Here is a 12,368-nt window from a genome sequence, read left to right on the forward strand (position 1 = left end):
AACCGGTTAACGCCGGAATGTGGATTGCAATACAGCCCGGCTATGTGCGGTTTGTCCGACGGCACTGGCGGTAACCCGGTAGATGATCGTTGTCTCAAGCGGTGTATCTGCTTCTAGGCTCTTCCCTTTATTGATGACTTCGGGCAAGCGTTCTACAAAATAATGAGGCGTGTCAGCGATACCACTGATGGCGGAACCACTACGCCAGATGGTTGTGTCGTCACGCCAATCGGTGGCGGTGGCACCACTCGCCATCTTGTCGTAGAGGCCATTGCTGCCATTCGCGGCAAAGGTCAGGGTGGCCCCCGAGGTCGCAATCAGCTCTTCCCCATCTCTGAGCACCGCTTCAGCGGCTAGAAAGGCATGTTCACTATCGCGGCTGTTACTGGTCATTTTCTCTTGCAGGGAGCTGCCTTGCATCGCGACAAGCCCTGTCAGGGTCAAGAGCAGTAACATAATGAGGCAGATGACGAGTACCATGCCCCGTTGATGTTGATAGCTCGACGATGTTCTCATGCTATCTCCTAATTCAGACGATTGCGCAGCACGGCAGTGACCACAGTGGGCATGTACCAGCGATCGTCGCTGGTGGTCATGGCGCTGCCATTGAAGGTCAGGGTTTGTGAACCGGTAACAGCCCCTGTCTCAGACGAACCGAGCAGAAGCTCCATTTGGATTGTTAAAACCTGACTCCATGCCGTTACATTGGGGGCTGTTACATATCGGTCAGTCTGCCGATCGGCATTGGTATCAATGCCATACAGAATCTGCAGGTCATATACGCCGTCTTGCATCACAGTGGCCATGCCGCCATTCAGCTTGCGAAAGAGGGCCGGTCTGCCGCTCACACTGTTCGTCGCCAAGTAATATGTCTCGCTGCCATAGCGCATGATTTCGGCATTGGTGCTGTAAATATTCAGTTTGTTGTTAGGATCCCAACTGGCAAGGCTGCTTTGATTGCCGGGGGTTAAGCTGCTGACACCATGCACTATGTTTGCTTTGCCGCCGGAGAGCGTAATATTTGTCACCTGGAATATATGGCCCTTATTGCAGTCAGTGACGATGGCGATATCGCCGACGGCTAACACGTCATTGGCCTCTTCGACTGCGAATAACTGGGCGGCATTGTTGGTGGCGACGATGCTCAGTGGCTGGGAGTCCGGGCGCTGGACAATCAACAAGTCGGTACCCGTCAGAGGGGCCGGATCGCCGGTAAGGTGCGCCGCAAGTTCTGTCGGCAGAGCCGTACTGAGATTGTCATAGCCAAGAAGACCAGCATTGAAGTTATAGGTGACGGTACTGGCGTTGTTCAGGGTATTAATTAACGTGATGTCCTGTTTGCTTAGGCAGCCGCGATATCCAGCCATGCGTAATTGTCGCGGCAACTCGCTTTGTAAGTATCGGGCGGCCTCCTGCACTTCCGAAACGGCCTCGCCAGTCTTATAGGTTCGATTGTTGGCGACAAACACCTGCAAGACTGCCGCGGTCAACAGCAGACCTAGCGTGATTGAAATCATGATTTCAACCAGGCCAAAACCCTGGTAGCGAGCAGTTGACGTCCAACGAATCCGGCTCATATCTATAGCTCCGTACGGTATATGAATTGTTGGTTGGACGGCGCGTCTTTAAGCCGTGATTCGTTCCACTCAATTGTAATGATGAATTCAGCACCAGAGCGGCTCACACTCCCATCCCCATCGGGGAGTGTTGCCAGGCGTCGTTTCCAGTTTTGCAGATCTACAGCATTGACAGCGGTGCCGGTGGGTGCCGCACTGGCTAACGCTATGTCATAACTGCCTGCTCTGGCGAGGGTCTGATTGGCTCGCATCAAATCGGTGATTTCATGTGCCAGCTCAGTCGCCAGGCTGCGCGTCATCGCGGTCTGGTTACTTTTTAGCGATGTGGTTTGCAAGGCCATCATTCCCAGCACGCCTAGCGCCAGAATGACCAGTGCAATCAGTACCTCCAGTAAGGTGGCTCCATGCGATTTTGAATAGCGCGGCTGTTTCATATCGCCTCCAATGCCTGGTCAACTGCTGCAACTGACACGCGTCACACGCGCTCGCCCTGAAAGCTCAATCGTTATTTGCCGTTGTTCGTTGTTTTCACAACCGCTGGGCTTTAGCCGGAGAGTGACGGCCGAGGAAGGGATAACCAGATTGCCTTGACCTGAGAGTTCTATGCGCGCCGGGGCATTGGTAATTGTGCTCTTGAGCGGATCGAAGCGGCGAAACAGTTCGTCGGCGCCGGAGTCGAATACGTCGTCGCCATCGTCGATCCTGATCTCCCATCCGGATGACCAGTCATTCGTGGTCAGGGGGGATATCCAAACCGGGACGCCACGTTTAACCGCTTCGCTGCGTGCCAGATGAATGGACACCAGCAACATGTTGGCTTCCGCTTTAGCGCTGCTATCGCGGATAAGATTGTTAAAGGCCGGCACTCCGACTGTGGCGATGATAGCGACTATGGCTATAGAGACCATCAGCTCGAGGAGCGTGAACCCCAAAGTGCATATTTTTGGCATTATTCCCCCGATAGGCGGTTGGCGCGTTAAAAATTCAGCTACTCGGCTCTACCTGTTTGGATTGTCGGAATTGCCATGTCGGCTGACAAGGCCGCGTTCTATCGCTCGTTGAGCGAACTCATCTTTCTTTCATCCCTTTTCTTTCCTTATTTTAGTCGCTAAGCCAGATATCCTCCTGTCGGAAAGCCTTTTCTTTGTAATTAAAAGTTATATTAGGTAAAGCAAATAGACTCAGAAGGATGGTTGTGGCGGAGTCTTTAGCTCGGCGTGGAAAAGCGATTTTCTTCACTGTGTAATCGATTACCCTGATATTTATCCTGCAAGGAGGGATGTTTTTATGAGGGTTTTTAATTAATTCGGCGGTTTCGACTTCAATGCGGTTCGTTTTTTGTTTTTGAGTAAAAAATCTTTATTAAGTTAATGTTTTTTTAGTTATTTATTTTATTGGTTTCTTAGTTTATTAAATGGTCTGGTGCCGTTGTGCGTGGCAATAGCCCAGAACGCCCCGGTTTTTCACGTGTTTTGGGTACTGAAAAAAAACAACTCATCCTTGTTTATCAATCGAAAGCGGATTAGTTAATGAATCGCTATCTGCCTCGCAAAACGGGATAAACAAGCTGTGTATTTGTTGAGTACGACAAAGATTGATGCCAAAGTGGCAAACGGCTTCGATAGGAGCCTTGAAGCAATGTATAGAGGTTTGTCTATGAACAGGCGGCTGATCATCGGTGGTACGAAGTACATCAGGGGTGTGACCTTGATCGAGCTGTTGGTGGCGATAGCCATAGTTGCGATCATGTCCGCAATTGGTATCCCGTCATTTCAACGCTACAAGCTGGAACAACAGGCTGAAGCCCAACGAGAGGCAATGTTGAACAGTTTGTCCACGGCAAGGGTCGCGGCGCAGCGTTTTTCTGTTCCAGTCAATGTCTGCCCTTCCAGCGATGCGGCCAGTTGTGGCAATGATTGGAATCAGGGATGGATCGTGTACTTGGATAATGATCGAGATGACCAGTTGTCCAACGGTGAGCAAGTGCTGTTTGCGCACCAATACCAAGGCAAGATTCAGATCCTGACAGCGAATAGCCGTTTTCGCTTTTTGCCAAATGGGATGACGACGACCGCCAGCCTCAACATCTGTTCCGATGACATGTCTGAATTGAACCGTGCCATCTCGATCAATCCGGTTGGTGCCATTGAATTGCAGGGAAGTAGCGATGCCAATTGTGCAACACCTTGATCATGGCCGCCGGCATGGTGGCTTTACCTTGGTGGAAGTCCTGGTTGCCGTGGTGGTCATCGCCATTGGGCTGCTGGGATTTGCCTCTTTACAAATGACCGGTATGCAACGCCTGGAAGAGGCGAAATTCAGTCGCACTGCGGGCGGTTCGGCTCGCGACCTGATTGAGCGCATCAGCTCATTACCCGATCTGGTCAAAGATGGCAGCTTTGATTTCACCAACCTTGATAATGGTACCAGTCCGCAATGGGATACCGATTGCAGGACCGAGGCTTGTACGCATGCCCAACTGGCAGCCATGGAATTGGGGTTGTGGTTTGAAGAGCTCAGAACGTTTGCGCCTTCTCCCCGTTTCTCGGTGGAAAGCCAGGCCCAGGCCGTCGGGACTCTGGTTACGATAAATCTGGTTTGGGATGCAGCGCGTACCGGTGCAGGGGCGTCCGCTTGTCAGCAAAATGGCAATGTTTTTGTGGCGGACAGCCATCAGTGTTCCCGTTTGGAGTTGGTGATTCCATGATGCAAAACAGAGTCCGCGGATTCGGTCTAGTCGAAATCATGATAGCCATCGTTCTGGGGCTGTTTCTGGTGATGGGGCTGTACACCATGTTGAGCAGCAGTCAGCAGAGCTATGCCTTGGGGCGAGCCAATAGCAGCTTGAGCAATTCCGGGCAACGGGTGAATCAATTAATCTGGAACCAGCTGCATCAGGCTGGATTTGTGAATTATCAGCGCAGATTGTTGAATCAACCCTTGCCGGCAGCAAACGGGTGGTTAAAAAACCAGAGTGTTAGCGGAGATAACGATCTCAACACTGCGGGTGTGATGGCGGATACCGATCGGCTGCGCATTCGTTTTCGCGGCTCGAGTGTTGGCGATAATGATCCTGCGCAGTCCGCGGTCACAACGGCCGATGGGCGCATGGTTAACTGTAACGGTACCGCGATCGGCAACACCCAACTGTTGACGGTCACCTTATTCGTCAATACCAGCAACGAATTGATCTGCGAGGACAGTATGGGGAACTCGGTTGTAATGGACCGTAATATCGAGTCCTTGCAATTTCGTTTTCGCCGTAGTGGCAACGATGAGCCGTTTGTTACGGCGGATAATGTCGGTGCGGCCAACTGGGCTTCGATTGTCGCGGTAGAGTTTTCGGTTCTTGCATCCATGCCTTCCGGGCAGCGCGTTGAAGCAACCGCTCGCGACTATCAATTGCTGGACAAATCCATTGACGCTGCCGCAGACAGAAATTTACGGCAGGTGCTCAATGGCAGTATCACACTGCGCAATCTTGGAGTGGATTAATAAACCGATGAAACAACAAGGAATGGCACTGGTCGTGGCGTTGGTCATCACCCTGATAATTGGCATTATCGCTGTCGCCATCGGGAAAACCGCGCTGCAAAACCAGCAGAACGCGGCGGCAGAGCTGGATTCACTCAACAGCTATACCCTGGCCCAGTCGGCGATGAATACCGCTGAGCGTGTATTTAGAAATACCGTCATCAGTGACAAGGAACGTATCTATAGCGACCACGCCAACACCATATCAACCACGATTGATGCCAATGCCGACTGGTGGCGGGATACCAGCAATTGGGCGTCAAACACCGTTTCTGTCGCTGGTCTGGAAGGAAATGCCCCGCAATATCGCATTGAAGAGCGCGAATTTGCTCCGCTGTCGGCCGACCTGGAAGAAAAAAATGGCCGCCAGTTTTTTCGGGTGACCAGTCGTGGTGAAGGTAAAGGTGCGGCGGTAACCATATTGCAATCCTATATTGGTGTCCTGGCTCAGAAGCGGGAATAACGAGGCGTAACGGGATGAAGAAACAACATGTGGCGGGTTTTACTCTGATTGAGGTGATGATCACTGTCGTGATCGTTGCCATTTTGGGCAGTATTGCGGTGCCGTCCTATTTGTCGCATGTCCGCGACTCGCGTCGGCAGGAGGCCAAGCGGGCGATGCTGGAAGCGGCTCAGACCATGGAGAGCTTCTATGCCATGAACATGACCTATGTCGGTTCATCGAATGGTACCACCCCCTCCATTTTTGCAACCAAGGTGCCGAAGGATGGTAATGAGCGGTACTACACCTTGAGTTTTGATGAAGAGCCTACTGCCACGACCTATACCCTCAAGGCCGAGCCCTACGCCGGACAAGTGGATGACCGCTGTGGCACTCTGACATTGACCCGGGCTGGCGCGAAAAATGCGGCCGAAAGCGATTGTTGGTAAAGGAGTTATTGATGAAACGGATCACCGGATGGCTGAGCGCGGCCGCGCTCCTGTTGGCCACACCCCTGACATCGGTTGGCGCTAATTTATCGTTGCCGGATGCGCCGCTGTTTGTTCCGGGGCAGAATATTGCGCCTCTGGTAATGCTCGTCATGGGCCGGGATCATACCCTGTATTACGAAGCCTATAACGATGCCACCGATCTGGATGGCGACGATGTGCTGGATACCTATTTCCGTCCAGTTGCCAATGAAGATGGGGCCGCCATCCGCTATTACGGTTATTTCGATATCGATAAATGCTACAAATATGAATCGAATATCTTTGTTCCAACGGGCATCACCTCCAGTGGCAAATGTAAGACAGAAGGGGGAGGGGGTCGTTGGAGCGGTAATTTCCTGAATTATCTGACAACGAGCCGGGTCGATGCATTGCGCAAGGTGTTGTATGGCGGCATGCGTCAGAGTGACAGCTCCAACACGCCAGTGTTAGAGCGCGCCTATATTCCGCAGGATGCGCATAGCTGGGGGAAAACCTGGAATCCCAAGTTCATGAATACGTCAGCCAAGGGCAATCTGTTGCTGTCGGATTATTCGGATCTGGACGACAGCTATGGCTATCTGTTTGCCAATACTACGCTGATGGGGAGTACTAACAGCGAATCTTCGACCAATCCGCCTTTGCTGCGCGTGCTGAAGTTAACGAGCAACATGGCGTTGACCTCCGAGTCGTTAAGCAGCGTGACCACCCTCTACTACAGCGGTAGCACCAACAGCTGGGGCAAGACGGCCATGACGTCGCTGGGTAACGGCAAATGGCAGATCAATGTAACCCTGAACGGTTCGAGCAGCTTTAAGTTTTATGCCAACCCGACGATCAGCCGAAACGGCAATGTCGGCAATGATGGGACTTGGCTGGGGGATTCATCCTCTATGCCGGACGGCATTGCCGAAACCAATAGCTCGAACATCGAATCCAGCCTGAGCGGTAGCAAGTGGATTATTTTTAATGCCAACACCTATCGCTACACCATCTCTGATACCGCAGAGACCGCCAGCAGCTTCAATCCGTTGACCGATGCCCGCTACCTGGTATGGAACTGGTTAAGTAAAGAGAGTCCGGTGGCTGGCAGCACTATGGTGCTGGGCTCGGGGACAGTTTCTGTGGCACCCACCGATTACAACGTCCGGGTACGGGTGTGTGCGTCCGGTTTGCTGGAGAGCAATTGCAAGGCCTATACCTCGGGTTCGGGGTCCAGCACCAACTATTTCCCCGTTGGCCTGCTGCAGAATTACGGTGAGGGCGATGCGCCGAAGATGTACTTCGGCCTGCTGACCGGCAGTTATAAGAACAATACCCAAGGTGGGGTGCTGCGCGCCAAGATTGGCAAAATCGACGATGAAGTCGTGCCGACCACCGGCAAGTTCAAGACTCGGACCGGCGCGACCAACGGCCCTGGCATCATCGCCACTCTGAATAAACTCAGGGTGACGCAATTCAATACCTCCCGCAATTATTCAAACTGCGGATGGGTCACAACGCGTGCGATAAATAATGGCGAATGTACCTCATGGGGGAACCCGATCGCCGAAATGTTATATGAGAGCCTGCGCTACTTTGCCGGAGCCAAGACGCCTAGCAGTGCTTTCACGGTCGGTTCCGGCGATGAGCTGTCGTTGCCGGAGGACTCCTGGGATGATCCGTTTGCCCTGACCGATGGCCAGGGCCAGCCACAGTGCGCCAAGCCGGTCAATCTGGTGATCAGCGATGTTGGCACCTCGTATGATTCGGATCAGCTCCCGGGCTCTGCCTTTGCCAGCTATTCCGGCAACCTGCCGACCAACATGGCGGGGCTGAATGTCAGCACCTGGACCCAGACCATCTCCAGCCACGAGGGGGTGAATGGCAAGCTGTTCTTCATCGGTCAGGTGCTGGGGCAGGATAACGCCGGGATCCCGAGCGCCAAGAACATCAGCACGCTGGCCGGCATCCGTGGCCTGGCACCGATGGAGCCGACCAAGCAGGGCAGCTACTATGCCGCCGGTCTGGCCTATTATGGCCATCAAACGGATGTTAACCCCAGAAGCGGCAGCCAGAAGCCGCAGACGGTTGTGGTCGCGATGGCATCACACCTGCCGCAAATCAAGATCCGCGCCAGTGGCAAGGTCATCACCCTGATCCCGTTTGCCAAGTCGGTAGGCGGTGATCAAATCAGCTCCGCCCAAACGGCCTTCCAGCCGACGAACACCATCGTCGACTTCTATGTGCAATCCATCAGTGAGACCGAGGGGTTGTTTCGCGTCAACTACGAGGATGTGGAGCAAGGCGCCGACCATGACATGGACATGATCGTTCGCTACCACTACAAGGTGCTGGATAACGGCCAGTTGAGCATCACCTTGAGTTCGGAATATGCCGCGGGGGGCATCAAGCAGCATGCCGGCTACGTGATCTCGGGTACCACGGCGGACGGCGTCTATCTGGATGTGCGAGACCAGGATACCGGTGCAAGCAGCGACGTGGCCTACTATCTGGATACCGCGTTGGCCACTGACGCGCCCTATCCTAACAATGCGCGCAACCTGTCGTCGAATACGACGGCGTTGCCGCTGGAACGGACGCGGACCTTTAGCGTCAACACCTCAAGTACTGCGAGCACGGCGGATTACCTGCCATCACCGCTGTGGTATGCCGCCAAGTGGGGCAGCTTTGTCGATGTCAATGGCAATGGTGTGCCGGATACCACCGAGTGGGACGAGGATGGCGATGGCGAGCCGGACAACTATTTCCTGGTGACCAACGCCAACAACCTGGAAAGCCAGCTGCAGAGCGCATTGGATGGGGTGAGTGATCTGGCTCGTTCGGCGACGTCTGTCTCTTATACTTCCAGCGAGCTGACCAGTGATTCCCAGGCCTTTATTGCAACGTTTGAGGCCAAGGATTGGTCTGGTGATCTCATCGCCTATCCGATCAGCTCAGGAGTCATGCAGGCGACGCCCAGCTGGAAAGCCAACACTGTGCTGACCAGTCAGGGCGAGAGCAACCGCATCATCTACACCATGGATTCGGATGGTAGCAAGCGGTTGTTTACCGCCCCGACCAGCTTGACCGGAAGCTCCTCCGGGCTCAGTCAGGCACAGATTACGGCGCTGTTGGCGGGCTATCCAACCAACTCTGCCACCACCTACAAGCTGTCGTATGTACAGACGTTGGTGAACTATCTGCGCGGTAATCGGACCTACGAGAGTGATGCCTATACGGTGCCGGGGCTGGGAACGGCATTCCGTGAGCGGAATGGATTGCTGGGTGATAACGTGCACTCCAGCCCGGCCTATGGGGTCTCGGCCGGTGACGGTGTCAAGTTTGTCATCTTTGGTGCGAACGACGGTATGGTGCACGTGTTGAACGCCACCACAGGGCGGGAGATCTTCGCCTACATCCCGTCGACCAGTTATGCGAATCTCTACAGTCTGGCGTCCAAGGACTATAACCATAAGTACTTTGTGGATGGCACCATCAAGATTGTCAACGCCACTGTAGGCTCGACCAGCAAGACGATCGCGGTCGGAACCTTTGGTCTCGGCGCTAGAGGGGCATGGGCTCTGGATCTGACCAATCTAAGTGATGTCTCCAACAGCCAGAGCGCGGCGCAAAGCCATCTGTTGTGGGAGTTGACCAGCAGTGCGTCAACCAGCATCGGCTTCATCCCCAATGCCCCTGCTATCACGTCTCTGGGGTCAGGTGGCAATACCACCTGGTTGGCGATTTTCGGTAATGGGTACAATGCGACCGATAGCAACGGCGAGGGGGCACTGTTAGTGGTCAACCTGTTGACAGGGGCCCTGGAGAAGACACTGCTGACCGGAGTGAAGGCGAGCAATGATCCGACCGGTGCCAATCGCTCGAATGCGGTGACCGAACCCGTCATTGCAGACAGCAACCTCGATGGCGTCGGAGATTACCTCTACTCCGGAGACCTGTTTGGTAATGTCTGGAAGGTGGACATTACGGGCTCCGATCTCAGCAGTTGGAAATTTATCACCGACATCGATGGTTCAACCGATGGTTCGACGCCAAAACCGTTGTTCAAGGCGGTGAGCCGAGAAGGGACGGCGCAACCGATAACCGTCAGACCCAGCGTGGCTCGTCATCCAGACAGTGGCTTGTTAGTCTTTGTTGGTACTGGCAAGTATGTTGAAGCCAGTGACACCTCTGTGGTCAGCCAGCCGACGCAAACGGTGTACGGCATATGGGACAAACCCGGCCGCACAGCCGATTTCACGCGCGAAACCATGCTGGAACAGACGCTGGAAAATGAAAACACCAGCGTGACACCGCATCAAAGGGAGACCAGCAAGAATCTGATCGACTGGAGTGTCCATGACGGTTGGTATCTGGATCTTTACTACGATGGCAGCAACAACGGTGAACGGATCAATTACCGCATCCTGGTTACCAACAGTACGGCGGCCATCACCTCAATGATTCCGAGCGATGATATCTGCTCTGGCGGTGGTCGCGGCTGGTATATGGAGGTCGATATCTACAGCGGTAGCAATGATGGTCTGGTCGAGAACTCGATGGAGCTGGAACGTTTGCCGTCGGAGCCGGTGTACAAGTACGCGGTGAATTCCGATGGTGATTACGTCGCGGGCAAGACCATAGTGATTGATGGTGGTGAGGTGGTGAACACCCCGACCTCCATCATCAAGACCGGTATGGCCTCCTGGCAAATGCTCTACTAACGGACGCTGACATCATCACATACGGAGGAGTCCAGCTGGGCTCCTCTTTTTTTTGTGATTGTTGGCCACGTCTGCGGCGCTGTTCCTATTTTGATTGCTGCAGCAGGCGATGCGCTGCATAAGGTGTCGAGTGTCACAGGGTATGGGGCGCAAGCCATGCCAGAAGTGACAAGCGCGCCTTAGGCTGACGCCGCCTATGCTCCCGGTGGGTTGGACGGGGGAGCAGGGGATGAATACTCGGGGTGTGACTTTGATTGAGCTGCTGGTGGCAATGATGATCATCGGCGTGTTGGTGACGATAGCCTATCCCGGGTATCAGCACTGCATGCACCAGAGCCGGCGAGGAGAGGCGATAAACCAGTTACTGGCGTTGCAGTTGCGACAGGAGGCGTACCGGGTCGAGCAGGGGCAATACAGTGTGTCGCTGAGTGACCTGGGCCCGGCAAGCGATGAACACTACCGTTATGCGCTGCAGGAGTCGGCTGCCGGATATCAGCTGACCGCGGAAGCCAAAGCGCACTCACCACAGCGTGAGGACAGCGGATGCCAGCGGTTGACACTCGATGGAGATGAACAACGTTGGCCTGCGAGCTGCTGGCCTTGAGCTAGCCCATGGTCAGCAGGCTGGCGGACAGGCAGTCTTCATGGGTGTCATAACAGAGCCGGTGCCAAGGTGCCGGCTCGGTTATTTGCCGCCCTGTGGTGGCGGAGGATTAGCGGGCGTTACTGCGGCCTCACCAACCATTCAACGCGGCTGTTGGCCGCGGCGTGTTGTGCCAGACGATCCCGCAGCCGTGGCAGCAGACTCTCGAGCTGCGTATCGAGCTGCCAGGGCGGATTGAGGATCAGCATGCCGGAACCGTCCATGCCCCATTCTGCCTGTTGTGGTGCCACCTGCAGCTCGGCCACCAGTTGCGGACAGACCAGTCGCTCCTGACAGGCCTGCAGCAGATCGCGGCTGCGGTCGTTGGCTGCGGCCAGGATCGGGTACCAGACGGCATAGATACCGGTGGGCCACTTGCGCAGTGCCTTCTGCAGCGTACTCACCACGCGGCCATAGTCCTCCTTGAGTTCATACGGCGGGTCGATCAGCACCATGCCGCGGCGTGGTGTCGGTGGCAGCAGGCCGAGCAGCCCTTCGAAGCCATCGCGGTGGTGCAGCGCGGTGCGCGCATCGTGGCCCAGATGGCGGCGCAGGATCTCGATCTCCTGATTGTGCAGCTCCATCAGTGCCAGCCGATCCTGCTCGCGGGTCAGGTGACGCGCTACCTCCGGCGAGCCGGGATAGAAACGCAGCGTCTGCTCGTTCAGCGTTTCGATCACGCTGAAGTAGTCGGCCAGCTCGGGCCAGTCGGCGCGCTCCTCCCACAAGCGGGCGATGCCGTCTTGGTATTCGGCCTTCTTCTGTGACCAGTCGCCGCTGAGGTCATAACAACCGCCGCCGGCGTGGGTGTCCAGATAGCAGAACGGCTTCTCTTTTTGCCGCAGTTGGGCCAGCAACAGTGTCTCGACGGCATGCTTGAGCACGTCGGCATGGTTACCGGCGTGAAAGGCGTGGCGATAACTCAGCATGGGGGTCTCCTGTTTCAGTCAGCGCTCACCACTATGGTCAGCATAGTGG

At 54.8% G+C, this 12,368-nt stretch carries 12 protein-coding genes and 1 pseudogene; 7 read left to right on the forward strand and 6 right to left on the reverse strand.

What is annotated here, in order from left to right; translation table 11 throughout:
• Positions 1-6 precede the first annotated feature (6 nt).
• From ACFOSS_RS15240 to ACFOSS_RS15260, 5 genes and pseudogenes are all read right to left on the reverse strand, one after another.
• Positions 7-516 carry a pilus assembly PilX family protein gene (locus ACFOSS_RS15240; RefSeq protein ID WP_377154164.1) on the reverse strand — a complete coding sequence of 170 codons (510 nt, stop codon included), beginning with the start codon at positions 514-516 and terminating at the stop codon, positions 7-9.
• 8 nt (positions 517-524) lie between these two features.
• Positions 525-1,577 (reverse strand): PilW family protein, encoded by a 1,053-nt coding sequence (locus ACFOSS_RS15245; RefSeq protein WP_377154167.1) that lies wholly within the window; start codon positions 1,575-1,577, stop codon positions 525-527.
• Between the two features lie 2 nt (positions 1,578-1,579).
• Positions 1,580-2,011 (reverse strand): type IV pilus modification protein PilV, encoded by a 432-nt coding sequence (gene pilV, locus ACFOSS_RS15250; RefSeq protein ID WP_377154169.1) that lies wholly within the window; start codon positions 2,009-2,011, stop codon positions 1,580-1,582.
• A gap of 18 nt (positions 2,012-2,029) precedes the next feature.
• Positions 2,030-2,389, reverse strand: coding sequence for a GspH/FimT family protein (locus ACFOSS_RS15255; RefSeq protein WP_377154770.1), 360 nt, complete (start codon positions 2,387-2,389; stop codon positions 2,030-2,032).
• Between the two features lie 57 nt (positions 2,390-2,446).
• Positions 2,447-2,527: pseudogene (locus tag ACFOSS_RS15260) on the reverse strand (prepilin-type N-terminal cleavage/methylation domain-containing protein); the annotation flags it as partial.
• A 619-nt stretch (positions 2,528-3,146) separates the two neighbouring features.
• Here ACFOSS_RS15260 and ACFOSS_RS15265 point away from each other — a divergent pair.
• The 7 genes from ACFOSS_RS15265 (at position 3,147) to ACFOSS_RS15295 (ending at position 11,351) form a co-directional block, all read left to right on the forward strand.
• Positions 3,147-3,767 (forward strand): GspH/FimT family pseudopilin, encoded by a 621-nt coding sequence (locus ACFOSS_RS15265; RefSeq protein WP_377154172.1) that lies wholly within the window; start codon positions 3,147-3,149, stop codon positions 3,765-3,767.
• Positions 3,745-4,284, forward strand: a complete 540-nt coding sequence (gene pilV, locus ACFOSS_RS15270) for a type IV pilus modification protein PilV (RefSeq protein ID WP_377154175.1) — start codon at positions 3,745-3,747, stop codon at positions 4,282-4,284. The genes ACFOSS_RS15265 and pilV (ACFOSS_RS15270) overlap by 23 nt, the downstream gene beginning before the upstream one ends.
• Positions 4,281-5,072: a PilW family protein gene (locus ACFOSS_RS15275; protein ID WP_377154177.1), complete on the forward strand. Its 792-nt coding sequence runs from the start codon at positions 4,281-4,283 to the stop codon at positions 5,070-5,072. Before pilV (ACFOSS_RS15270) ends, ACFOSS_RS15275 begins: the two co-directional genes overlap by 4 nt.
• 7 nt (positions 5,073-5,079) lie before the next feature.
• Positions 5,080-5,574, forward strand: coding sequence for a pilus assembly PilX family protein (locus ACFOSS_RS15280; protein WP_377154180.1), 495 nt, complete (start codon positions 5,080-5,082; stop codon positions 5,572-5,574).
• A gap of 14 nt (positions 5,575-5,588) precedes the next feature.
• A complete protein-coding gene (locus tag ACFOSS_RS15285) occupies positions 5,589-6,002 on the forward strand; it encodes a type IV pilin protein (RefSeq protein ID WP_377154182.1) in 414 nt (137 codons plus the stop codon).
• 11 nt (positions 6,003-6,013) lie between these two features.
• The gene (locus ACFOSS_RS15290) at positions 6,014-10,747 is read left to right on the forward strand and encodes a pilus assembly protein (protein WP_377154184.1); all 4,734 of its coding nucleotides are present in this window, start codon (positions 6,014-6,016) and stop codon (positions 10,745-10,747) included.
• A 229-nt stretch (positions 10,748-10,976) separates the two neighbouring features.
• Complete coding sequence (locus tag ACFOSS_RS15295; protein ID WP_377154187.1) at positions 10,977-11,351, forward strand: type IV pilin protein; 375 nt, start codon at positions 10,977-10,979, stop codon at positions 11,349-11,351.
• A gap of 119 nt (positions 11,352-11,470) precedes the next feature.
• Here ACFOSS_RS15295 and ACFOSS_RS15300 read toward each other — a convergent pair whose 3' ends face one another.
• Entirely contained in the window at positions 11,471-12,319 is an 849-nt protein-coding gene (locus ACFOSS_RS15300; protein WP_377154190.1) for a 23S rRNA (adenine(2030)-N(6))-methyltransferase RlmJ, read from the reverse strand.
• Positions 12,320-12,368: the final 49 nt, after the last annotated feature.

Origin of the sequence: Pseudaeromonas sharmana (genome assembly GCF_042649925.1) — a bacterium.
GTDB lineage: Bacteria > Pseudomonadota > Gammaproteobacteria > Enterobacterales > Aeromonadaceae > Pseudaeromonas > Pseudaeromonas sharmana.

What these genes read in the sequence shown, in the direction of transcription:
- ACFOSS_RS15240 (WP_377154164.1), bottom strand. Translation starts at nt 516, where the DNA reads ATGAGAACATCGTCGAGCTATCAACATCAACGGGGCATGGTACTCGTC.
- pilV (WP_377154169.1), bottom strand. Translation starts at nt 2,011, where the DNA reads ATGAAACAGCCGCGCTATTCAAAATCGCATGGAGCCACCTTACTGGAG.
- ACFOSS_RS15285 (WP_377154182.1), top strand. Translation starts at nt 5,589, where the DNA reads ATGAAGAAACAACATGTGGCGGGTTTTACTCTGATTGAGGTGATGATC.
- pilV (WP_377154175.1), top strand. Translation starts at nt 3,745, where the DNA reads ATGCCAATTGTGCAACACCTTGATCATGGCCGCCGGCATGGTGGCTTT.
- ACFOSS_RS15280 (WP_377154180.1), top strand. Translation starts at nt 5,080, where the DNA reads ATGAAACAACAAGGAATGGCACTGGTCGTGGCGTTGGTCATCACCCTG.
- ACFOSS_RS15295 (WP_377154187.1), top strand. Translation starts at nt 10,977, where the DNA reads ATGAATACTCGGGGTGTGACTTTGATTGAGCTGCTGGTGGCAATGATG.
- ACFOSS_RS15275 (WP_377154177.1), top strand. Translation starts at nt 4,281, where the DNA reads ATGATGCAAAACAGAGTCCGCGGATTCGGTCTAGTCGAAATCATGATA.
- ACFOSS_RS15255 (WP_377154770.1), bottom strand. Translation starts at nt 2,389, where the DNA reads ATGTTGCTGGTGTCCATTCATCTGGCACGCAGCGAAGCGGTTAAACGT.
- ACFOSS_RS15300 (WP_377154190.1), bottom strand. Translation starts at nt 12,319, where the DNA reads ATGCTGAGTTATCGCCACGCCTTTCACGCCGGTAACCATGCCGACGTG.
- ACFOSS_RS15245 (WP_377154167.1), bottom strand. Translation starts at nt 1,577, where the DNA reads ATGAGCCGGATTCGTTGGACGTCAACTGCTCGCTACCAGGGTTTTGGC.
- ACFOSS_RS15290 (WP_377154184.1), top strand. Translation starts at nt 6,014, where the DNA reads ATGAAACGGATCACCGGATGGCTGAGCGCGGCCGCGCTCCTGTTGGCC.